This is a genomic window from Paenibacillus rigui, assembly GCF_002234615.1.
Classification (GTDB): Bacteria; Bacillota; Bacilli; order Paenibacillales; family NBRC-103111; genus Paenibacillus_S; species Paenibacillus_S rigui.
On sequence record NZ_NMQW01000049.1, the window covers coordinates 79,426 to 100,868 of the forward strand.

Annotated in this window: 21 protein-coding genes and 1 pseudogene; 11 read left to right on the forward strand and 11 right to left on the reverse strand. The window is 52.8% G+C overall.

What is annotated here, in order from left to right:
* The first annotated feature begins 203 nt into the window (after positions 1-203).
* From CF651_RS26545 to CF651_RS32990, 5 genes and pseudogenes are all read left to right on the forward strand, one after another.
* On the forward strand, positions 204-1,775 hold the full coding sequence (locus tag CF651_RS26545; RefSeq protein ID WP_094017880.1) for a spore germination protein: 1,572 nt from the start codon (positions 204-206) through the stop codon (positions 1,773-1,775).
* Positions 1,772-2,941 carry a Ger(x)C family spore germination protein gene (locus tag CF651_RS26550; protein ID WP_094017881.1) on the forward strand — a complete coding sequence of 390 codons (1,170 nt, stop codon included), beginning with the start codon at positions 1,772-1,774 and terminating at the stop codon, positions 2,939-2,941. Before CF651_RS26545 ends, CF651_RS26550 begins: the two co-directional genes overlap by 4 nt.
* Positions 2,938-3,138, forward strand: coding sequence for a hypothetical protein (locus CF651_RS26555; RefSeq protein ID WP_094017882.1), 201 nt, complete (start codon positions 2,938-2,940; stop codon positions 3,136-3,138). The genes CF651_RS26550 and CF651_RS26555 overlap by 4 nt, the downstream gene beginning before the upstream one ends.
* A gap of 20 nt (positions 3,139-3,158) precedes the next feature.
* Complete coding sequence (locus CF651_RS26560; protein WP_179233011.1) at positions 3,159-4,292, forward strand: GerAB/ArcD/ProY family transporter; 1,134 nt, start codon at positions 3,159-3,161, stop codon at positions 4,290-4,292.
* An 81-nt stretch (positions 4,293-4,373) separates the two neighbouring features.
* Positions 4,374-5,072, forward strand: a pseudogene (locus CF651_RS32990) (IS1595 family transposase); the annotation flags it as partial.
* Here the strand turns inward: CF651_RS32990 and CF651_RS26575 are convergent.
* Positions 5,073-5,423, reverse strand: coding sequence for a winged helix-turn-helix transcriptional regulator (locus CF651_RS26575; protein WP_094017886.1), 351 nt, complete (start codon positions 5,421-5,423; stop codon positions 5,073-5,075).
* 180 nt (positions 5,424-5,603) lie between these two features.
* On the opposite strand from CF651_RS26575, the gene CF651_RS26580 reads away from it, so the two are divergent.
* Entirely contained in the window at positions 5,604-6,350 is a 747-nt protein-coding gene (locus CF651_RS26580) for an SDR family NAD(P)-dependent oxidoreductase (protein WP_094017887.1), read from the forward strand.
* Positions 6,351-6,839: 489 nt separating this feature from the next.
* Here the strand turns inward: CF651_RS26580 and CF651_RS33305 are convergent, their stop codons facing one another.
* The 4 genes from CF651_RS33305 to CF651_RS26605 form a co-directional block, all read right to left on the reverse strand.
* Positions 6,840-7,169, reverse strand: coding sequence for a DUF3048 domain-containing protein (locus CF651_RS33305; RefSeq protein WP_342746619.1), 330 nt, complete (start codon positions 7,167-7,169; stop codon positions 6,840-6,842).
* An 83-nt stretch (positions 7,170-7,252) separates the two neighbouring features.
* Positions 7,253-7,474, reverse strand: a complete 222-nt coding sequence (locus CF651_RS26595) for a DUF2905 domain-containing protein (RefSeq protein WP_094017889.1) — start codon at positions 7,472-7,474, stop codon at positions 7,253-7,255.
* A gap of 148 nt (positions 7,475-7,622) precedes the next feature.
* Positions 7,623-8,480: a sugar phosphate isomerase/epimerase family protein gene (locus tag CF651_RS26600; RefSeq protein WP_094017890.1), complete on the reverse strand. Its 858-nt coding sequence runs from the start codon at positions 8,478-8,480 to the stop codon at positions 7,623-7,625.
* Between the two features lie 151 nt (positions 8,481-8,631).
* Positions 8,632-9,402: a DODA-type extradiol aromatic ring-opening family dioxygenase gene (locus tag CF651_RS26605; RefSeq protein ID WP_094017891.1), complete on the reverse strand. Its 771-nt coding sequence runs from the start codon at positions 9,400-9,402 to the stop codon at positions 8,632-8,634.
* Between the two features lie 462 nt (positions 9,403-9,864).
* Here CF651_RS26605 and CF651_RS26610 point away from each other — a divergent pair, with 462 nt between their 5' ends.
* From CF651_RS26610 to CF651_RS26625, 4 genes are read left to right on the forward strand one after another with little or no spacing between them, the layout of a single operon-like run.
* On the forward strand, positions 9,865-10,389 hold the full coding sequence (locus CF651_RS26610) for a sigma-70 family RNA polymerase sigma factor (protein WP_094017892.1): 525 nt from the start codon (positions 9,865-9,867) through the stop codon (positions 10,387-10,389).
* Between the two features lie 27 nt (positions 10,390-10,416).
* A complete protein-coding gene (locus CF651_RS26615) occupies positions 10,417-11,562 on the forward strand; it encodes a hypothetical protein (RefSeq protein ID WP_094017893.1) in 1,146 nt (381 codons plus the stop codon).
* On the forward strand, positions 11,559-12,518 hold the full coding sequence (locus tag CF651_RS26620; protein WP_094017894.1) for an ABC transporter ATP-binding protein: 960 nt from the start codon (positions 11,559-11,561) through the stop codon (positions 12,516-12,518). The genes CF651_RS26615 and CF651_RS26620 overlap by 4 nt, the downstream gene beginning before the upstream one ends.
* Complete coding sequence (locus CF651_RS26625) at positions 12,515-13,402, forward strand: ABC transporter permease (protein WP_094017895.1); 888 nt, start codon at positions 12,515-12,517, stop codon at positions 13,400-13,402. Before CF651_RS26620 ends, CF651_RS26625 begins: the two co-directional genes overlap by 4 nt.
* A 126-nt stretch (positions 13,403-13,528) precedes the next feature.
* On the opposite strand, the gene trxA is transcribed toward CF651_RS26625, so the two are convergent.
* The 3 genes from trxA to CF651_RS26640 form a co-directional block, all read right to left on the reverse strand.
* Complete coding sequence (gene trxA, locus CF651_RS26630) at positions 13,529-13,849, reverse strand: thioredoxin (protein ID WP_094017896.1); 321 nt, start codon at positions 13,847-13,849, stop codon at positions 13,529-13,531.
* Positions 13,850-13,903: 54 nt separating this feature from the next.
* Positions 13,904-14,290 (reverse strand): hypothetical protein, encoded by a 387-nt coding sequence (locus tag CF651_RS26635; protein ID WP_094017897.1) that lies wholly within the window; start codon positions 14,288-14,290, stop codon positions 13,904-13,906.
* Positions 14,291-14,561: 271 nt separating this feature from the next.
* The gene (locus tag CF651_RS26640) at positions 14,562-14,990 is read right to left on the reverse strand and encodes an RrF2 family transcriptional regulator (RefSeq protein WP_094017941.1); all 429 of its coding nucleotides are present in this window, start codon (positions 14,988-14,990) and stop codon (positions 14,562-14,564) included.
* A 257-nt stretch (positions 14,991-15,247) separates the two neighbouring features.
* Here CF651_RS26640 and CF651_RS26645 point away from each other — a divergent pair, with 257 nt between their 5' ends.
* Positions 15,248-16,156, forward strand: coding sequence for a M15 family metallopeptidase (locus CF651_RS26645; protein ID WP_094017898.1), 909 nt, complete (start codon positions 15,248-15,250; stop codon positions 16,154-16,156).
* 120 nt (positions 16,157-16,276) lie between these two features.
* Here CF651_RS26645 and CF651_RS26650 read toward each other — a convergent pair whose 3' ends face one another.
* The 3 genes from CF651_RS26650 to CF651_RS26660 all read right to left on the reverse strand — a co-directional run bounded on the left by CF651_RS26650 (position 16,277) and on the right by CF651_RS26660 (position 21,440).
* Complete coding sequence (locus CF651_RS26650) at positions 16,277-18,373, reverse strand: glycosyl hydrolase 115 family protein (RefSeq protein WP_179233012.1); 2,097 nt, start codon at positions 18,371-18,373, stop codon at positions 16,277-16,279.
* A 97-nt stretch (positions 18,374-18,470) separates the two neighbouring features.
* On the reverse strand, positions 18,471-19,775 hold the full coding sequence (locus CF651_RS26655) for an ABC transporter substrate-binding protein (RefSeq protein WP_094017899.1): 1,305 nt from the start codon (positions 19,773-19,775) through the stop codon (positions 18,471-18,473).
* A 120-nt stretch (positions 19,776-19,895) separates the two neighbouring features.
* Entirely contained in the window at positions 19,896-21,440 is a 1,545-nt protein-coding gene (locus tag CF651_RS26660) for a response regulator transcription factor (RefSeq protein ID WP_094017900.1), read from the reverse strand.
* Positions 21,441-21,443 lie beyond the last annotated feature (3 nt).

The following is a 21,443-nucleotide window of genomic DNA, read 5'->3' on the forward strand; positions in this document are numbered from 1 at the left end:
CTCCTTTGCATCGTATAAGATGGATATACTGAAATCATATCGCAATAATATGATGGATTCAATCATTTATTTTGAATTTTTTAGTCATACATAAGCGTGTTATCCGCTTCCCGTTCCAGGGCCATTCCACCTGTCAGGCTACGTTTAAACCGTGTCCAAAAGGATAGAATGAGACATATGACTTCTATAGATTGAGGTACATCATGTTTCCATTCAAACGATTCGGCAGCAAGCGTCACCAGCCGGCGGCTCCGGCAAGTCAGAAGCCGTCTGAGCCCATAGGCAGCCGTTTGGACGAAAGGCTGGACTGGTTTCACCGCGTGTTCGACCGCTGCTTCGATGTGGTCATCCATCCTTTTACCGCTTGCCTCGGGAAGCCTTGCGCCGTTATTTATATTAGCGGCATCATCACAACGGATATGCTCCAAAATGCGGTGCTGCGCCCTCTGATGAGCTCGGACTTCGCACAGACGAACAGCGAATTCATTGAAGCGATTATGTCCGATGCCAAATGGTCCGTCTCAGCCCGCGGAGCAACGAGTAAGCTCCATGAAGCGGTGGCCGCCGTCCTGGAGGGCGAGGTCGTTCTGCTGATCGATAACGAGGAACGCTTGATCATCTTTCCTTTCACCTCCTATGACAAACGCTCGGTCGATGAGGCCAAAAATGAGGTCGTCGTGCGCGGCCCGCGGGAGGCGTTCGTGGAGGATCTGAAGACGAACATCGGGCTGCTTCGCAGAAGAATTAAAACGACCTCCTTGAAGCTCGAACGGATGCAGCTCGGCTCCTATACCCGGACCCATCTGGTGCTGGCCTATATCGAGGACCTCTGCCATCCGGAATTCATCACCGAGGCCCGGACACGATTGCAGCAAATCCAGATCGACGGCGTGCTGGAGAGCAGCTACCTTGAGGAATTGATCAAAGACAACCCGCTCTCGCCTTTTCCGCAGCTGCAGAACACCGAGCGCCCCGACACGGTTTCCGCCGCCCTGCTGGAAGGGAGACTGGCTATTTTTACCGATGGGACGCCCATAGTTTTACTCGCTCCGGTCACGTTCCCGGTCTTGTTTCAAACTGCGGAGGATTACTACCAGAACTATTACTCGGCCACCTGGATCCGGTGGATCCGCTTTTTGTTTATGCTCGTCTCCATGCTGTTTCCTTCGTTTTATATAGCATTGACGACCTATCATCCGGAGATGATCCCGGCCAGCTTGCTGTTTAGCGTTGCGGCCGCCAGAGATCCCGTCCCTTTTCCGGCGATCATCGAGGCTTTCATGATGGAAATTTCGTTCGAGGCGCTGCGGGAGGCCAGCATCCGGATCCCGTCGGCGATCGGACAGGCCGTGTCCATTCTAGGCACCCTCGTTATCGGGGAAGCCGCCGTCCGGGCCGGGATCGTCTCCGCACCGATGGTCATTATCGTCTCCCTGACGGGCATCTCATCTTTTATCATTCCGAGCTACAGCCTTGGGCTTACGCTGCGCCTGCTCCGTTTTCCGGTTATGATTCTTGCCGGAAGCTTCGGACTGCTCGGACTCACGCTTGGCATCTTTCTCATCATGCTGCACATCGTTTCGCTCAAATCCTTCGGCGTCCCTTATTTGTCGCCGCTTGCCCCTCTGAACGCAAGAGATGCCAAAGATGTCGTGATCAGAGCGCCTTGGTGGATGATGAAAAACCGCCCGTTTCTCTTTAGAGCGCAAAATGCGCAGAGACAACAGTTGAACAATGACCGAAGGTTTATCCCGAAGGAGGAGGAGGGGGATTGAGCTCCTCGTCATCGCCCAAATATACTGCAGCAGCCTGGGTACTGCTCGCCCTGCTCCCTGTGCTGCTAACGGGCTGCTGGTCCAGAGTTGAAATCAACGACCGTGCCTTTGTTATTGCTATGTTCGTCGATCTGACCGAGAATAATCAGATTGAAGTAACGCTGGGGTTTCCGGAGCCGAACAAGATTTCCTCTCAATCGGGCACAGCCAGCACTGGAGACAAGCCTCCTTACGTGACGATCACGGAGAAAGGGATCAATCTTTCCGATGCCGTGCAAAATATGCAGTCCAATTTGTCGCGGCAAATTTTTTGGGGACAGATCAAGGTGATTGTCATCGGGGCCGAGCTGGCCAAGCAAGGCATTCGCCCTCTGCTTGATTTCGTCAGCCGCAATCCGATATTGCCCCTGAAGACATTCGTTTTGACGACATCCGGGAAAGCCAAGGATCTCGCTAATTTTCCGACGCATGTGGAGAAGTTTCCTTCGGAGGTTTTCCGCGAGCTCGCGAACCGGCAGACCATATTGGATACCAGCATCCGGAATTTGATGATGGCGCAGGATTACAGCAAGGCCGGCATTACCGCGATCGTAGATCCGGGAAGAGGAACGGAGAACGGGATTCCCATTCGAACGGATGGCGCTGCACTTTACAAAGACAACAAGCTGGCAGGCACCTTGAGCAAGCCAGATATGCGGGGGGCGATGTGGTTAATGAATCGGATGGAGGAGGCTATTATTACGCTGCATTCACCTACCGACGCCTTGCCTGTGAGCATCCACATTCAGCGCACCCGTACAGATGTCAAGCCGACATTGGAGCAGGGCTGGCCCGTCTACAAGGTGCAGGTCCAATTCGTCAGCATTGTGAACGCATCGGATTCCGACATTAACCTGAAGGACTCGAAGCAAATTCATGCATTGGAGACGGTCGCCGCCGATCAAATCAAGCAAAGAATACGAAAGGCATTCGATAAATCCAGGCAGCTGAAGGCCGACGTGTTCCAGCTCGCATCGTATCTGGAATGGTATTATCCCGACCAGTGGAATCAATTCAAGCCGGAATGGGACCAAATCTACAGCGAAAAGGTGAAGCTCGACATCGAGATCAAACCGACCATATATACCACAGGAGCGCTCAAAAATCACCCGAGGGAAAGCCGATGATGCTCGTAACTGCCGGCTATGCCGTGATTGCCGTGATGGAGTGGCTGTATTTGAAGCGAAGAAACCGCAAACGAAGAACCTTTGCCGTCGTGTTTATTTTTATGGGACTCACTTGGCTGTATAATATGTCCTTGCTGCTGTTCAAGCATCTCCCGAATCCGAATCGGTTGATCGAATACTTATTTCAGATTTCATAATGGACGAAGGGAGCCGCCGGATGGAACGTATATCGCAAATCCAGTTGTTCATGCTCTTTGCGCTGTTCAGCTACTCCACGCCTTCCGCTTTTCTGGTCTCTCCGCTGGCGGCGGTTGCCAAGTACGATTTATGTCTCGCTTTTGTGCTGGCGGCAGCGGCCACCCTCTTCATCCTGTATTTCTCCATCAAGCTGGGAAGGCAGCAGCCGGCCGTTTTTTTTGCCGATTATGGGGGTGAGCTGGTCGGGAAATGGCTTCACTCCGCGTTCATGGTGCTGTTCCTCTTTTATTTCCTGCAGCGGGCAGCCATCGTCCTGCGCAATATTACCGACTTCATGATTCAGACCCAATTGCCGAACACTCCTTCTTGGGCCGTAGCAGCTCTTTTCGGCTTGTGCATTGCTTTTACGATCCGTTCCGGTATCGAATCCATCTTCAGGCTGTCGCAAATTTTCTTTATCATTATCGTTCTGCTCATTATAGGCTTGACGCCGCTATTCCTTGCCTTTCAGCTTGAAAATAAAATGATGGTCGCATTTTTGACGAACCACAATTGGAGGAAGCTGGCATTAGGGACCTTCCAGACGATTCCCTGGTACGGGGACACGTTCCTGGTTCTTTTCCTGTTCCCATACTTGGCCCAGCCGCACAAGACGATGCGATCTCTTTTTTGGGCCGTCATTCTCGGGACCGTCTTTATACTGAGCTATGTGATACCTACACTGCTGATGTTCGGTCCGCTGCTCACCGCAAGTCTCAAGTACCCTGTGCTGGAATTCATCCGTTCCCTGCGCATCGCCGATTTCATCGAGACGCTGGACCCTTTCCTTACCATCATTTGGCTGCCCATTATCGTATTAAAAATAAGCCTGCTGCTCTACACCGCCATCCATTGTCTGATGAAAGTGGCTTCACTGAAGGACTATAAGCCGCTCACCTATTCGATGACGACGCTCATGATCGGCTATTCCGTGCATATGGCTGCCAATTCGACGGAGCTGGAAGCCTTTATTCTGTACTCCTGGCCCGCTTTTGCCATTACCGTGCAATGCCTGCCGCTCCTTTACTTGGCTGCGGGCTGGCTTCGCAGCCAAGGACGGGGCAAAGTCAAGGCGAAAGATAACGCCAACCGCGAAGAAGCCTCGACTTCTTAAACGGAAAGCCCCCGGGAACAGGAGCTCGCCGGAGGCTTTCATATCACGTAATCCGCACCCACTTATCCATACCGTGCTGCGATTTTTGAGAAAACGCGTACCGATCTTGTAAAGTGGTTCTGGGCCATTTTTCTGATCGCTCACGATAAGCGTGGGGTTTCAGCGACGTATCTATCGGAAGAACTTGGCATTGCCTATCAGACAGCATGGACGATCCAGCATAAAGTGAGAAAGGCTATGGGCGAGCGTGATGCCTCGTATACGCTGGCCGGAATTGTTGAACTCGATGACGCTTTTTTCGGAGCGCCCACGGAAGGCGGGAAACGCGGGCGCGGCACGGAAAAAACTCCCGTTCTCGTAGCCCTATCGTTAGACAAGAAGGGCTGCCCGAAGTATCTGAAGATGCATGTGATTCCTGACGTGAAAGGAACCACACTTGTGAATTTCGCTTAGACGCACATCGAGGCCGGCTCCACGATTTCCATCGACAAGTACCGGTCTTACCAGGCTCTGGCTAAACAAGGATATCAGCATGAAGCCAAGTTGTTTAACCCTGTAGAAAACGCGGATCATCTCAAGTGGCTTCATACGGTCATCTCCAACGCTAAAGCCTTTATTGGTGGCACGTTTCACGGTCTTGACTCGAAGCATTTGCAAGCGTATCTGGATGAATTCTGCTATCGGTTCAACCGCCGCGAGGTAAAGAGTGAGTTGTTCAACCGACTAACTCAGTGTTGTGTTTTGTCAAAAACAATAACCTATCCTGACTTAGTTGGATAATCAAAATTCATTATTAAGAATTTGAAACTCTCCTTCAGCGAATGTTTTATCCGCATAACCGTCACCCCAGTGACAAAGCGCTCTTAGAATCGGCTCAAGCGATTGCCCAAGCTCTGTGGTCGAATATTCGACCTTCGGAGGGACCTGATTGAACATTTTCCTGCTAACAAGTCCATCAGTTTCCAATTCTCTGAGGGTTTGGATAAGCATTTTTTGAGTGATACCATGCACAAGTTGCTTTAATTCGCTCGTTCGTTTCGGACCTTTTATCAAATAGTATAGAACTAGCCCTTTCCATTTCCCCCCAATTACCTCCATGGTAACTTCAAGGTTACAATAATAAACTTTCATGTTGTATATCTCCTTCAATTACAATTATTACTTTTTAGTTACTATGTAACATAAAAGTGGGTACTATTATTATGGTTACTTTTATTACATAATATCATTTATGAGATGTACTGAACAGTTGTTTGATGACAAAACGACGGACAGACATACTTAAAGCACCTTTAAAAGGAGAGTCATAACATGGGAAAGTTTAATGGGAAAGTGGCAGTTGTTACAGGAGGCACTAGCGGTATCGGGCTTGTAACGGCACAGCAGTTTGCTAAAGAAGGGGCGCATGTTTATATCACGGGGCGCAGACAAAGTGAGCTTGATGCGGCTGTGAAGCTGATTGGAGATAATGTAACTGGTATTCAAGGCGACGTTTCCAATCTGGCGGATTTGGACCGGCTGTTTAAAGCAGTGAAGCAAGAGAAAGGTCATTTGGACATTCTTTTTGCTAATGCTGGAATGGGTTCATTTCTTCCGTTGGGTGAAATTACGGAGGAGCATTATTACAAAACCTTCGATGTTAATGTAAAAGGAACGATATTCACAGTTCAAAAGGCATTACCCTTGTTTCCGAACAATGTAGGTTCGATTATCCTGACTGGGTCTATGGCAGGTTCAATGGGAATGCAGGCATTCAGTATCTACAGCGCTACAAAAGCGGCAATCAGACAACTAATTCGCAGCTGGATTCTTGATTTAAAGGGAACTCAAATTCGTGTTAATGTGGTTAGCCCTGGAACGATTATTACACCGGCTTATGATGAATTATTTGGAGCTGAGCTCGATAATGCTATGGAGTATGCCAAGTCTACAACGCCGTTAGGTAGATTGGGGACATCTGAAGAAATTGCAAAAGCAGTTATGTTCCTAGCTTCCAACGAAAGTAGTTATATCACAGGGACCGAATTGTTTGTGGATGGCGGAGCTGCACAAATTTAGTTCGGAAGATATACCACTAGGATAAAATAATGGTAGGCACGACTCCCAATACTCGCCCTGCGGCTGATGCACTGTGCAAAGGGTTAGATGTCGGCATTACGGAATTCATACGGTTTGTTCCCGACGATGAAGTATCGCCAGAGGACATCCAGCACATCGAGAAACGTAGCCAGTTCGTAAAGAAGACGACTGAGCAAGTCTATAAGTACCGTGATAAGGAATAAAAAAATTTGATTATCCAACTAAGTCAGGATAGGTTATTGTTTTTGACAAAACACAACTTGAAACTCAATGAGATTCAATGCTTCCTTTTTTGCCACAACAGTCACTCCCGAACGTATGTTTGTTTCCAATATACCAAACAAACGTTTGTGTTGAAAAAGGTTCCTGAGGTAACTGGAGAATCAAATAACATAAAAAAGGCAAGCAGTCCAAGCCCCTAAAACCGGGGGCTCGGACTGTGTAAAAAGTGACATTTTCATAGACGAGTTAGAGTGACATTTTAGGTAACAGAACCGCCAAGCATTCATATACGATGTCAGCCTGACTTAAGCCTGATTGGGGCCGGGCGGCCGGGTGGTTGTTGATCATCACCATCACGGGCCTTGCTGTCTGAGGGGCGGAGACGGGCAGCCCCGTTAGAGGACTGACAAGCTGCTCTTTCCTTGCTGCTGCGGTTTCGGCTGCTTGACTAGGGCTCTCTTCCTTCACCTGAACCTGCATCCGGGTCGTTTCCACCGCCTCATTGCGGCTGCAGGCCGTTACAGTGAACGACACGATCAGAATGCCTGCCGTTAAAAGTACACGCTTGCGCTTCACAGACAATGCAGTCATCTCCTTCTAGCATGTTTTTAGCAATATTTGCTAGTGCTAGACAGCCTATTCATAGAAAGGGTTACCGTTCATTTCGTAAACATTCGGATGACATACAGGATGAGCGACAAAACAATACTGACCATAATACAAGTAACAACCGGAAAATAAAATTTGAAATTTTCCTTCTCCACAACAATATCGCCGGGCAGCCGGCCCAGATGGAGAAATTTGCTCCCGACCGCCCACAGCATACCGGCCGCAATCATGACTATGCCTCCGATAATGAGCAGCTTGGCTACAGGATTCATCGTTTGGACAGCCTCCTTCTCGATAGGATAATGCTATCTCTATATTATTACCAACAAATGCCGAAATCGATAGCCCTCTAAGCAAAAAACACCCATCCATCGGAATAACCGATGAACAGGTGCCTATTACATCATTTAATATGAATGCTTAGATCGCTGCCAAAATGGCGCGTACTTCCTTACCGTATTGCAGCAAAAGCTCTTTGGAGCTGTATTTGCCGCTGAAATCCTCTACGCCCAGATATCCGTCATACCCAACCGCTTTAAGGTCCTTCAGCACCTGCTTCCAGTTCACAACGCCTTCCAAATTCGGCTCCCAGTAGGAAGTCCAGGCTTGTGAGCCGTCTTCGCGGGTTTCGGTCTTTTTCCAGCCCGTGTTCTTGATATGCACATGCGCGAGGTAAGGACCGAGCAGTTCCATGCCCATACGGAAGTTCTCGTAGCCTTCATGCACCATGTTGCCCGGATCGAATAGAACGCCGATATGATTCGGATCGAATTTGCTGACCAGACGGTAAGCGGCGGATGCACTGGCTGCAATGGTGTTATGATGCGTTTCCACCAAACATTTGACGCCGTACTGCTTGGCCAGCTTCTCTACGCCTTCGAGATATTGAACCTCAAGCTCGAACAATTCGTTGAAGTTTTTCGTACCATCATAAGCCGGTACCCCCACACGGATCATGCCCGCACCCAGCTTCCGGGCTACCTGCAGCACACGCTCCGTACCGGCCAAATCGCCTGCTTGCAAATACGGGGTTACGCTGATCGCCTTCAAGCCGTTCGCTTGTGCCGCCTGGATAAACTTCTCCAGCTCGGCATCGGAGGAAGCAGGATCGATGGAGCACAGATTGTTGCGCCAGAAGGACGGCTTCTCATCTTTTAGCTCCGCAGGCACTTCTTTAAAACGCCATTCAATGCCGTCAATGCCCGCTTCTTTGGCGGCTGCCGCCAGCTCCTCAGGTGTCAAATCAGGTGTAACAACGGTAAACACAGATAGTTTCATGACAGAACCTCCAGTTTATTTATAAGTTCGGATATGGGTATCGTTTTCTAGTTAAAAGTATAACAGGGGTTCCACATTTAATCTATGTTAACGTGAACATTCGCAATATTCAGATTATTTAACCGTTTACCGGGCTTCCAGGAGCCCGCCTTTACTGGAACATCCAAGCCGCCAAGCTGAGCGTCCGGTACTGATATTCCTGGTGCAGGAGCCGCGCTTTCCGCTTCACATCCGCTGCGCCCATACTAATAAAAAGCGGCAGCAGATGCTCGTGCGTCGGTACCGCATCGGATACATATGGAGCTCTCCGCTCATAGTCGAACAGCGCCTCTTGATCCCACACCTGAATATGCTCGGCGAGCCATCTGTCAAAAGCCATAGCCCACCCTTCTCCCCCAACCGTTTCCCATTGCAGCTTCGCGAGATTATGTACCGTGCCTCCGCTGCACAGGATGAGAATCCCCTTCTCTCTCAGAGGCATCAGGGCTCGGCCGAAACGGTACTGCTCCTCAGGCACCAGCCTCGGATTAAACGATAACGCTACGACAGGGACGTCCGCTTCGGGATACATGAACCGCAATACAGACCAAGCCCCGTGGTCGAGCCCGCGCCGTTCGTTCAGCTCGCAGTCAATCCCCTCGGCCCCAAGCAGCTGCTGAATATCCAGGCTGAGCGGAAGGTTTCCTTTGGCCGGGTACGTTATGTCGTATAACGGCTCGGGGAAACCGAAGAAATCATACATCGTTTCCAGCTGCGGCGCGCTTGATATTTGGACCGTGCTGTGCTCCCAGTGGGAGCTGATCATCACAATAGCCTGCGGCTTAGGCAGCAAAATCCCTACATTACGCAAAAACCGGGTGTAGGCATTGTTCTCGAGTGCAAGCGAAGGGGTGCCATGGGCAACAAACATGGTGGGGTACATGAGCGGCTGCTCCTTTTTTCATTCGTCTTGGATGGATCAGGCAGGCAAAGCAAAGCGATGGCTCCTACATACATATACGATGGGATGACAGCACATTCCTGTCCGCATGAAAAATGAATCCGCCGTCCTTCAGGTGATACGATCTCGCCGATTTTAAAGCGGGGGACGGGTCATCGGCACCGCCCTCCATTTCCAGATTATCATTGCCAATCGGGCCATACAGTAATATGCTTACCGTCGGGAATGGCGTTAATATAAGGAGAACCCCGTGGCATCATCTCCGGATTGCGTGGGTGGTGCCACTTTTTTGGAACACATATGGACTGCCTGCGGCTGGTGCAAAACAAACGCCCGATGAGAGCGACCGAAGGCTTGGCTTCGTACTAATTTCTGGCATGGTGCTACAAAAAACGGGCGCCCCCCGTCTTATGTATAGCTGCAGCTGAAAGGAGGACAAATCGATTGGAACAACCGACAACAGATTTTTTTCGCGAAACGTTTTATATACATTACCCTACGGTGCGCCGCAAGCTGATTGGGCTTGTCCGCGATGAGGCGGCCGCCGAGGATTTGGCGCAGGAGGTATTTTTACGCCTGTACCGCAATCCTCCGGAGGAGCCTGCAACGATGGGCGCTTGGCTGCACCGGGTGCTGACACGCATAGCTTACGATTATTTGGAGAAAAAAGGCCGCGAGCGCGCACTGCAGGAGAAGCAGACGTTGAACCTGCTCAGCATAGGCGACGGAGGTCAGCAGCCCTCGAACGAGCAGTTGCTGATGCGCCAGCTGGATCAGGAGGAAGTGCGCGAGTGGCTGGAGGAGCTGCCGGAACGCGACCGCAAGGTGCTGCTGCTCCGCTACTCGGGCTACAGCTACGCGGAAATAGCGGAGCAGCTGCAGGTGAAGCCGCCTCTGGTCGGAACGCTGCTGCACCGTGCTACCGCCCGCTTAAGACGTCATGCGGAAGCGCAGGCGCACCTGGATTAAGCGATAAATTTTAAGGAGGACACCCCCATGACTGAATATAAGAAAAATGAGCAAGAGTTTACGGATGCAGCCTGGTCCCGTTTACAGGAAAAGCTGGCTCAGGAGCCGCGCCACGAGCAATGGTCCCGCTGGTCCCAGCAGCACCCTGACGCAGCTGCTCCCTTGCTGACGACGGCACCCTCCGTCGTGACGGCAGCGGGCTTGCCTGCGGCAGAGAGCAATCTGACCGGCCTAAGCGCCGGTCCGGATACCGCTCCTGCAGCAAAACGCGGTGCAGCCTTCGGAGGCTGGCTCACCAAGCATAAAAAATGGGTCAGCGGCGCCGCGGCAGCCATCGTGCTAACGGCCGTCATCGCCACGCCGGCCGGGAACGAAGCGCTGGCTTCCATCCTGAACAAGTTCCGGATGCAGCAGCTGACCGTCGTGCAGGAGAACGATCTGCAAGCGATACTGAATGGCGCATTCGAGGATGGCAAGGAACGCGAAGCCATCAATAAATTCGGAACCTTTACGCAAACCTCAGGCAAAGCGTTCGGTGAGATGACGACGGAGGAAGCCGCCAAGAAGCTTGGACACAAGCTGTTCATTCCGAAGGAGTTCAATACAAAGGATCGTTCGATCTACGTCTCCCCTTCACAAACCATCACGTTCAAGATGAATGTGGATGAGGTGAACAAAGCGATGACGCGTTTAGGAGCCAAGAAGCTGCTTCCGGCATCTGTCGACGGCAAGCCGATTACACTGGAAACCGGGGAAGCGATCCACCTGTATGTCCAATCGGATCCGGACAGCAAAAGATCCCCAGGCTATTCCTTGTCCCAGCTGCCTGTTCCTACGATTACGGTAGATCCATCGATCAAGGTAGCCGAGGCGCTTGACGCCGTGCTGCAGTTCCCGATGCTGCCGCAATCGTTGAAGGAAAGCTTGCAAACGGCAAACGTGCTGAACGGAGGAGCCGTCCCGATGCCTGTCATTGCGAACGGACAGACAGAGAAGACCAAGGTGGAGGGCGTGGAAGTCATAGTGACGACGATGGAGTATGGCCACGGTCAAGACAAAATGCTCTCCGCTACCTGGATTGATCACGGGCAGCTGCTTCGTCTGGATGGCAGCAATGCCTTAACCGACCGGCAAGCGCTGCTGGCCAAAGTATCGGAGTTGATTAAATCGTGAGCCAAGCTGTCATTGAAGCCCGCGGTTTAAGCAAGGATTACGGCAATGGCCGCGGCTGCCGCGGCATCACCCTCTCGGTTGGAACCGGGGAAGCCTTCGGCTTCCTCGGCCCGAACGGGGCCGGCAAGAGCACCTTCGTCAAGATGCTCGTCGGCCTCATTCAGCCGACCGGCGGAAATGCCGAGATTATGGGCCACGCCGTCGGGTCCCTGGAGGCACGCCGCCATTTCGGCTACCTGCCGGAGCTGTACCGCTACCAAGAGTGGCTCAGCGGCGAAGAAGTGCTGGAGCTGCATGCCAAGCTTTGCGGCTTGGACCGTCATACCGCCAAGAAGCGCATACGCGAGCTGCTCGATCAAGTCGGGATCGGGCTACGGGGACGCGATCGCGTCAAGCACTACTCCAAAGGCATGCAGCAGCGTCTCGGGCTGGCTTGCGCGCTTCTGAACGATCCGCAGCTCGTCTTCCTGGACGAGCCCTCCTCCGCCCTCGATCCGATCGGGCGCATGGAGGTCCGCAAGCTGCTGCAGCAGCTGCGTCAGCAGGGCAAGACCATCTTCCTGAATTCGCATCTGCTGGAGGATGTCGAGCTGCTCTGCGACCGTGTCGCTTTATTAAATAATGGAAACATCCTGCATACCGGCACCGTTACCGAGGTGCTGCAGGAGAAAACCCGCTGGCACCTTCGTGTCGGCGGGTTCACGCCGTTTCTGCTGCCCTGGCTTGAGCAAATGCTCGGCATGCCCATCGGGATCGCAGCGGACATCCCCGCACCGAATGGCGATACCGTTTGGCTGGAAGCGGAATTGACCGATGACGAGCAGATTGGCTGGCTGAACAATCTCATTATGGAGCAAGGAATGACACTGTACGAAGTGAAAAAATCACAGACCCGGTTGGATGAATGGTTCATGAATGCCTTGTCCGGTCTAAGCCACAGGGGGGAACGTTCATGACGACGATCATAGGAATGACCTGGAAGGAGCTGCTGCGCAAACGGGTGCTGCTTCTGACGCTGTTCATGACGCTCGTATTCTTATTGGCCTTCTGGTTCGTAGCCCAAACCTTAGGGGAACGGTTGAACCGACTGGGTGCGGCAGACAGGAACAGCATCTCGTACTTAATGGAAACGTATCAGATTGGGGCGGTGACACTGAGCCTCGGGTTCTTTTTCGGCTCCTTCGTCATAGCCTTTCTGTCCATCTTCAGCTCCTTCTCCGTCATTGCAGGCGAAGCGGAGCAAGGTGTGCTGCAGGCCCTGCTGCCGCGTCCTATTGCGCGCTGGCAATGGTATCTCGGACGCTGGGTCGGCTATGTAGGGTTCGGTGTCAGCTATGCCGCATTTTTGTTTACTGCCATCTTGCTTATTACAAAATATCATTCCGGCATGTCACTCGATGCCGTTTCCTTAATGAAATCCTTCGCGCTGTTTGCATTCGTCGTACCTATGCTCGTATCTATGACGATGCTTGGCTCCTGCATCTTTTCAGCCATTGGCAACGGGGTCTTTATGACCATGCTGTTCGGCGCCGGCTGGCTTGGCGGGATGATCGAGAAGGTCACCTCCGCGATGCCTGCGGAGCAGAGCACCACGTTGAAGCCGCTTCATCTGATTGCCGGTCTCATGTCGCTGGCCATGCCGGCAGATTCGATTCAGCAGCGGATGCTCGCTGAAATGTTCTCGCTGTCCGACATCCAAAGCCTTGTCAATCTAAACAATATTGCCGGACCGCTTGGACTCGGACAAGTTCCGTCCAACGCTTTTCTCGTCTATGCCTCCTGCTATACGTTAGCAGCATTGGCCGCAGGCTTAGTATTGTTCCGAAAGAAAGATTTTTAATCCTTGAGCCTTCTATAAAGATAGATCACTCCTATAAGTAGATGTGAAAAAGGAAAAACAGCCGCAGCGACGTTGAACGATCGAGTTCACGTGGCTGCGGCTGTTTTTTTATAATTTTTAATCAATTTAGTTCAAATGAGGCTCTACCCAAGACATCATATCCGCCAAAGGCTTGAAACCGACCGTGGAGGAAACCTCTACGCCGTTTTTGAACAATTTCAGGGTTGGGATACTCATCACACCGAAGGCTCCAGGAGTCTCCGGATTGTCATCGACGTTCATTTTGGCAATGGTCAGCTTGTCGCCCAATTTGCCGCTCATTTCTTCCAGCACCGGCGAAATCATTTTGCAAGGTCCGCACCAAGGGGCCCAGAAATCGACCAGCACCACACCTTCTTGTGCGATGGTTTCTTGGAAGTTTTGATCTTCAACTTTGATAATAGCCATGATAAACACTCCTTTTAGGTAGTCAATGATATATATCAATAAAGGTAAGCCTTATTAATCAATCGTCACTCTGCGGCCGCCCGAGCCGAACGAAGGGCCTTTGCCTGCACCGCTTTTTGGCGCCGCCTGGAATTGAACCATCCGGAGAGCGGAATACAGGTCCTCGAACCAGGCTTTGTCGCGGGTCATCAGCGCCAAGTCCATTAAGCTCAACAGATCGGCTTCATCAGCTTGGATCTCCTCGCTCATTTTATCCAATCGGCCCAAGGAGCTTTCAACGATTTCTCCTACCGCTTCGATTCTGTCGCATTGGGTCACGAGAACCTTCACCGTGCCGTAGGCATCTACCGACTCCACAAACCCGATGAAACGTTCGTCCTCCTTGGAGGTTCCGCTGACCCAATCTCCGTTTTGAATCCAACTATTGATGGAATTCGACATGCCATCCACTCTCCCTTCCTTCGTATGCGCCATCCTATGGATAAACGCCTCACCAACTGAAACTATATCGATAACAGTTAGACGACATCAGGATGCATCCGCTGCACCTTGCCGCTTCCGCTACCTCCATTACTTATTACACTTCCATTTGCGTTACGAAACAGGTGCGAGATAGCCCCCATTCCGCATGCTTACTGAAACAAAATCAAGTACAGTTTGCTCAAGGAACAACGTCCTCCCCTTTATTGGGAACGGCACGCACCGGCAGCGGCTACTTGCTCTGCTGCTCTTTGCGCACCTGCTCCAGCACATCCCGAATCGTCCACTGACCGAAATAATCGATCAACTGCTTCTCCGCTCCGGAGAAAATGTGATCCATCACCGTAGCCATGTTGCAAGCAATCATGCAGTCCTGCTCTTCATCCCCCGAGCACCAGCCCGGCTTCACGGAGCCCATCGACGTCAACCGGTACATCTCGGCGAGCGTTACTTCGTCCGGATTGCAGTTCAGCAGGAACCCGCCGCCGATGCCTTCCTTCGCCGCTACGTAGCCTTGCTTGCGAAGCATAGCCATCACCTTGCGTACACGGGCCGGATGCGTACATACATTGTGGGCGATCATGTCGCTTGTGGCCATATGGTCAGGCCGATAAGCGAGCAGTGCCAAACTATGAACGGCTATGGTAAACTCGCTATTCACCTTATCCAAGACCTCCTGATGCATTCGCTATCGGTTAGAACAGGTTAGAACTTCCTTGCTTACTGTTATTATATTGATTACAGTTAGAGTTGTCAATAGGCGGCTTTTTTATTCAAGCCACCCGGCCGGTGCTCCCTCCTAACACGGCGCGCGATGTAACTTTTGCAGAGAAAGGCTCGTCTATAGTACGATAGAAGGAGCTCGTATTTGGAATGAGAAGTCATACGAATGAAGGATAGAGAGGAACCTGCACTGTCATGATGCAATGGAAAACGACTGTAACTGCTTTTACACTGGCCTCATCTCTGCTGTTATTCAGCGCATGCGAGGACTCCAAAGCCAAGCCGCAGGCTGAACCTGCAGCATCTGCGCCTCCAACCCAAAGCACCGCCGCCGCAGGCACGGCAGGCAACGCTGCAGGCAGCGGCGCCGCGAGCCAGGGCGCTGGCTCCTCGGCAGCATCGGGCACGCCTTCCCAGGCCCCGGCGCAAGCCCCAGCTTCCGCTAACGGAAGTGCCGCCAGCGGGGATAAGGGCAAAGCCGCAACCGGCACTGCGGGCGGAGGCGCCGAGCAGGTCGTCACGAACCCCGAGAGCATCTCGGTGCTCGTCAACAAGCAGTTCGCGCTGCCTTCGAGCTATGAGCCGAAGGATCTGGTGTACCCGAACGTGCCGTTCACGTTCAAGGAACAGCTCGAAAAGCGCAAAATGCGGAAGGAAGCCGCGCAAGCGCTGGAGAAGCTTTTTGATGGAGCCAAAAAGGACGGCGTGAGCCTGGCAGGCGTATCGGCCTACCGTTCCTATGCCACGCAGAAAACCGTCTACAATAACTACGTCAAAAAGGACGGGGAGGAAAAAGCCCGCACCTACAGCGCGGTGCCCGGCCATAGCGAGCACGAAACGGGCCTTGCGATCGACGTGTCGGGGAGCGACGGCAAATGCGCAGCAGAGGACTGCTTCGGCAATACGAAGGAAGCCTCGTGGCTTGCCAAGCACGCAGCCGAATACGGCTTCATTATCCGCTACCTGAAGGGCAAGGAATCGATCACCGGCTACCAGTATGAGCCATGGCATATCCGCTATGTCGGCACGCAAGCGGCCAAGGAGATTGCCGATAAGGGGATTACGCTCGAGGAATATATGAATGCGGTGCCCGTTGTGAAGTAAATATAATAGAAAAAGACTCGCCCCCTGAGGAGCCGTGTGTAGCGTCTGTTGTTCGATATAAAAATCTCTCCCGCTTGAGCGAAGGCTCACGCCGGGAGAGATTTTTTTGACGTGCATGCGCTACAGCAGCTGCCCGTTTTGCTCGAAATGAGCGTGAAGCCGCTCCGCGAGTTCATCATCCGATAGCGGGTTGCGGTGCGTATTTTCCAAATAAATATGCTTCTCCGTTTCGGGCATCAGAAATTCCTTGTACCAGAGGAAAAATTCCGGACTATCCCCGTGCATACGCAGAAACCGTCTGACCGTATCCACGTTCCGCACGGTGCTTTCGATATTCGTCAGCCAGTCCGCACTGTAGAAACGATTCCACTTGCCATGCTCCGCTGCACGCAGCACATGCAAGCCCTCCTCGTAGCCCCGCATCGACAGCGAAGCGCAGACGAAAGCCTGCGGGTAGCGTCCCTCGGCATAAGCGGCGTAGGCGCGGCAGAGCCACAGGAAGCCCTCGCAGCCGGAGCGGTGCAGCGCGCCATGAAATCGCAGGTGGTCGGCAGCACGCTGCTTATCCTCTTCGGCGAGTCCGGCAATGACCTTGTCGCACCGGTCCAGCCAAGCGGTCCATTGGGCTAAGCCCTCGCTGCACCGCTGCTCGAAGCTGCGGACCTGCTCCAAGAAGCTGCATTCTCCTGTCGCCCACAGCAGACGCTCATCCGCGACGGCGCCCTGCCCCTGCAGCCAATGCCCGATTATCCGCCGTGCCGGGTGATGGTAATACTCATCCCCCGCCAAATCATCCGGGTTTGGGCCATAGGCCACCGCCGCTTCGGTGTAGGAGCGGTACAGCCCCGCCAGCTCCTTCAGGCCGCTGGTGTAATAGCTGCTGACAAACTGCTCCAGATGCGCCTCCGCATCCACCTTCCCTTCGTTCCACAGCACGCGAAGCAGATCGAGCATGTACACATGGGGGCGAATATTGCCGCAGTTCAACAGCAAATATTGATCCGCCCCCGCCGCGAATGCCCCCTCAACCTCCTGTCGGATAAATGCAGCGGAGCCCGGGAACATCGTCAAATGGTTCGATGCCTGCAAATCGTGAAACGTCACATGATAATAAATGCCGTGCTTGCCCGTATCCTCCTCCGCCGGCAGCGAAGGAATGCGCAGGTTAAGGTTGCCGTGTCTGCGCGACACCATACGCCCGTAGCCGTTATCCGCCCATACCTTGATGACATCGTCCGGAAGCTCCACATAGCCTTCCTTGTACAGCTCTGCAATCTCTCCGTACAATGCCGCGCAATACACCGGTTCCTTCACGGCTGCGCCAATCATATCGTACTGCTTGCGGATCACCCGGCTGATCATGGCCCCGCGCTTCTCGGGCGTATCGAACGAGGGATCATTTTCCCAGAAGGGCTTGTCTCCCTGACCGCGGAAGGAAAGCACCCACAATATCTTCTTGTCCTTCTGCTTTTCAATGGCCTTGGTCCATAAGCGCTCGAACAGCTCGGGCGCCTCCTTATAGCTCGCATTTTTGCCCGGATAGGCCCGCAGAAACATTTCGGCACCAAGCGGCTCCGCATGATGATGGGTAATCCATAACCCCATCTCCTCCGCGACCTCGAAGTGGACGCCGGTCTTCGGCAGGTCCGTTCCCGGAATGACCATGTTGCCTCTGCAGCGCAGCAGTGCTTCGAATACGTGCAGCCAAACCTCTCTTGTAGGCGGGTACGGCTCCTTCCAGCCGATAAGGCACACTTCGTCGTTAACGAACCAGCCCCGGAAGCGAACCTTGCTTGGCAGCGAGTCATAGCTTTCACAAGCGATCTCGATCCGCTTTTGCTGAGGGAGGCACTGGTCCGCCCAGAACCAGAACGGCTGCACTCCCAAGTAACGTTCCGTAAAATACAGCATGCCGTATACTAGAGCCAGCTCATCGCGGCCTATGATCTCCATGCATGGTCCGGACGCACTCTCCTTGAACCGAAAGCCGAATGCCTCCGGCTCGTCGGGGCAGCCATCTTCAGGCAAGACATATCTGATCACTATTTGTGCCCAGCCGGTTGGATGGGAACCCATTTCCGGCATCTCCCCCAACACCGTGTGTAAATCCCGAATCAGCATGCGCAGGCCGTGTCCGATAGCGGAAGTCACCTTCCCCTGCACAGCAATCCGTATACGCCCCGCCAGCACCATGGTATCTTTAGCTGTCTTCTCCATTATCTGCTTCCTTCCTTCATCATGTACCTTCTTATCTACCAGTGAAAAAGCTCATGGCATTGCCCCAAGGGGGCAACGCCATGATCGGTTCACAAGCTTACTTTTTGACGGCGTCGTATTCCTTCGCCTTTTTCATCAGCTCTTCATAGCCTTGCTCCGGCGTCGATTTGCTGAACATGATTTTCTCTACAATCGTTTTGTAATCCTTCTTGAAGTTGCCCCAGCCTTGAGGCTCGGCTACAAACTTTTGTGCTTCAGGAGCAACCTTATTAATGAATTCCTGTGACGTTTTGTCCGCAGGGCTGAAGTTTGGCGACAACGCGGCCACCACCTTGGAATTGCCCGGGATACCGCGGCTTAGACCCAAAATTTTGGCGGCTTCCATGTCATTAATGAACCAATCGATAAACTTCTTCGCTTCCTCCTGCTGCTTCGAGCCGGCGTTCACACTCCAGAACATGCCCGGCTTGAGCCATCCGCCGGTTTGCGTACCTTTAGGCATCGAGGCGAAGGCATAGGAATCCGGCTTCAGGCCGCTGATGGAGCCAACCTGGTTCGAGAAAATGTGGCGCACGAGCGCGTTCCCATTGACCGTGCTATCCTGCTTCGGATCAAGCTCTTTATCGGTAACAGACATATCCGGAGGTGTGACGATGCCCGCTTTACGCAGCTCATCCTGCTTCTTCATGTAGCCGATCCAGGTGTCCTTATCGATGGTCAGCTTATTGTCCGTAAACACCTGGCCTTTGCCTATGCTGAGCTGGTAAGCCGTATAGTCGTACAAGTCGGAGCTTTGGTCGACGAACACGTATTTGTCCTTGCCCAGCTTCGCCTTCGCTTCCTGACCGAATTTATAGTAATCATCCCAGGTCCAGCCGAATGCAGGAACTTTCAAGCCCAGCTTTTCAACGACCGATTTATCGATCGCCATACCGAAGGCAGCGCTTCCAAGCGGCATGGCATACAGCTTGCCGCCGACCTTCCCTGATTCGATCAACGCTTTGTCCATATCGGCTGTGTTGATGCTTCCCAAATCGGCAAGCAGGTTCCGCCCGACGTATTCGTTCAAATAAGCCGCATCCATTTGAATGATATCTGGGGCGTTCTTGGCGGAAAACTGTACGCCTAGCTTGTCGAAGTAGCCGTCCCAGCCGGAGAATTCGCTTTCAAATGTCACGTTCGGATTTTTTTGCGAGTACAAAGCCAGCGCCTTCTGCGTCGCATCATGACGCTCCTGCGAGCCCCACCATACGATGCGAAGCTTTACAGCCGCCTTGGAGTCTGCCGGCTTCGCCGCCTCTTTGCCACCGCCCGCATCAGGCTTCGCTGCATTCCCTCCGCAAGCGGTCAACGATGCGCCTACCATCAAAGCCAGCGCGGCGGTCGTCCATTTCTTGTTCATGCTTATATCCCCTTTCGAATATCAATTGACCTTTCCATCGTATCCCCGAACAGACCCACCGTATAGGAGGGAATCGAACACAATTCTTTCAGTTTCTCCATAAAAACAGGTCTAGCCGCGCTATTTTTTCAACAAATCGCTAGGGTTAACGCCGCAATATTTCTTGAACAGCGTGCTGAAGTACGGGACATTGTGATAGCCGACTCTTTCGGCCACCTCATATATGAGCAGCTGGCCTTCCAGCAGCAGTGCTTTGGCTTTCTCCAGCCGTACCCGGATCACATAGTTCATAAACGTTTCCCCGGTGACTTTCTTGAACAGCTGGTTCAAGTAGTTTTTGGAGATGAACAGCTGCCCCGCCAGCTCATCGAGTGTAATATCCCGCGCATAGTGCTCATGAATATACTGCACCATGAACTCTACCGCCATTTTATGCTTTTGTCCGATAGCCGGCTGCTTCTGCTGGCGGATTCTTTGGATCTTGGCCTCCATAAACTTCTCCAGATCGGACCGGTTCAGCACCGTGTCCGGCTGAGCGATCAACGCCTCCTCCTGCTCATCCAGCTGCAATCCAGCCCGCTCGACTGCATACTGCAGCAGCGTCCACAGCTCCGCAGCGAGCACTTTGTACAGCAGGGTCCGTTCCCCATCGGTGCGGGCCGCTTCCATCCCGTCGACATATTGCCGGATCGGCTGCCGGATATCCTCCCCGCTACGAAGGACATGAACGAGCTTGCCGACCAGCTCGACCGCCCCAGCTCCTTTCCCTGCATCCACTCCTTGAAAGGCTTCATCCAGGGAAGTCTTCAGCTCGGCCGATTCCGCCCTCCGGCTGCCGATTCCCGTCTTGACCGTAAGCTTAAGATACTGCTGCAAGCAAGAGGAAAGCTTCTGCACAAGACGATCCATACGCTGATTCGCAGCCTCAGCCGCTTCCTCGCGAGGCATGTGCAGCACAAGCGCCGAATAATGATCGAACAGCCACACAAAATGGGACTCCGGCCATTCCTGCTGCAGCAGTTCTTCGACGACATTCGACATAGCAAAGCGAAACAGGTGCCAGTCCGCCATCGAAATGCCGCAGATACGCTCGGTTTTGACAAGCTCCAGGAGTACGATCTGGAAGTCCATCGATGCCCACCATTCGCTAGGGCCGGGAAGCTGCACCTCCGAAGAATTTGCGTCCGTTCGCCCGTTGAGCAGAGCGATCAATCCATCCTGTGCCAGCCGGTCCTCGTAATGCTTCACCGAATGAAGCAGCTCGTTCTTCTCCATATTCTCCAGGTACGATTCCTCCAGCCCTTGGATCGTGCGGAACAGCACCTCGCGGATTTGCTCCACCGTCCCGGGCTTGTTGAGATAATCGTCCACATCCAGCCGTATCGCTTGGCGCGCATATTCGAAATCCGTATACCCGCTGAGAATAATGAACCGCCCTTGAAAGCCTTCGGAGCGCAGCTGCTGAATCATCTCGATCCCGCTGATGCCCGGCATATACAAGTCGGTAATGACGATATCCGGCTCGCTCCGGCGGATCAGCTCCAGCCCTTCCTCCCCGTCGATAGCTTCACCGACGAGCTCGGCATCCAGCTCTTCCCAAGGAATAATGCCCCGCAAGCCGCGCAGCACTTGAAAATCATCGTCCACGATGGCGATTTTCCACATTAT

What these genes read in the sequence shown, in the direction of transcription:
- CF651_RS26545 (WP_094017880.1), top strand. Translation starts at nt 204, where the DNA reads ATGTTTCCATTCAAACGATTCGGCAGCAAGCGTCACCAGCCGGCGGCT.
- CF651_RS26555 (WP_094017882.1), top strand. Translation starts at nt 2,938, where the DNA reads ATGATGCTCGTAACTGCCGGCTATGCCGTGATTGCCGTGATGGAGTGG.
- CF651_RS26560 (WP_179233011.1), top strand. Translation starts at nt 3,159, where the DNA reads ATGGAACGTATATCGCAAATCCAGTTGTTCATGCTCTTTGCGCTGTTC.
- CF651_RS26575 (WP_094017886.1), bottom strand. Translation starts at nt 5,423, where the DNA reads ATGAAAGTTTATTATTGTAACCTTGAAGTTACCATGGAGGTAATTGGG.
- CF651_RS26580 (WP_094017887.1), top strand. Translation starts at nt 5,604, where the DNA reads ATGGGAAAGTTTAATGGGAAAGTGGCAGTTGTTACAGGAGGCACTAGC.
- CF651_RS26595 (WP_094017889.1), bottom strand. Translation starts at nt 7,474, where the DNA reads ATGAATCCTGTAGCCAAGCTGCTCATTATCGGAGGCATAGTCATGATT.
- CF651_RS26600 (WP_094017890.1), bottom strand. Translation starts at nt 8,480, where the DNA reads ATGAAACTATCTGTGTTTACCGTTGTTACACCTGATTTGACACCTGAG.
- CF651_RS26605 (WP_094017891.1), bottom strand. Translation starts at nt 9,402, where the DNA reads ATGTACCCCACCATGTTTGTTGCCCATGGCACCCCTTCGCTTGCACTC.
- CF651_RS26615 (WP_094017893.1), top strand. Translation starts at nt 10,417, where the DNA reads ATGACTGAATATAAGAAAAATGAGCAAGAGTTTACGGATGCAGCCTGG.
- CF651_RS26625 (WP_094017895.1), top strand. Translation starts at nt 12,515, where the DNA reads ATGACGACGATCATAGGAATGACCTGGAAGGAGCTGCTGCGCAAACGG.
- trxA (WP_094017896.1), bottom strand. Translation starts at nt 13,849, where the DNA reads ATGGCTATTATCAAAGTTGAAGATCAAAACTTCCAAGAAACCATCGCA.
- CF651_RS26635 (WP_094017897.1), bottom strand. Translation starts at nt 14,290, where the DNA reads ATGTCGAATTCCATCAATAGTTGGATTCAAAACGGAGATTGGGTCAGC.
- CF651_RS26645 (WP_094017898.1), top strand. Translation starts at nt 15,248, where the DNA reads ATGATGCAATGGAAAACGACTGTAACTGCTTTTACACTGGCCTCATCT.
- CF651_RS26650 (WP_179233012.1), bottom strand. Translation starts at nt 18,373, where the DNA reads ATGGAGAAGACAGCTAAAGATACCATGGTGCTGGCGGGGCGTATACGG.
- CF651_RS26655 (WP_094017899.1), bottom strand. Translation starts at nt 19,775, where the DNA reads ATGAACAAGAAATGGACGACCGCCGCGCTGGCTTTGATGGTAGGCGCA.
- CF651_RS26660 (WP_094017900.1), bottom strand. Translation starts at nt 21,440, where the DNA reads ATGTGGAAAATCGCCATCGTGGACGATGATTTTCAAGTGCTGCGCGGC.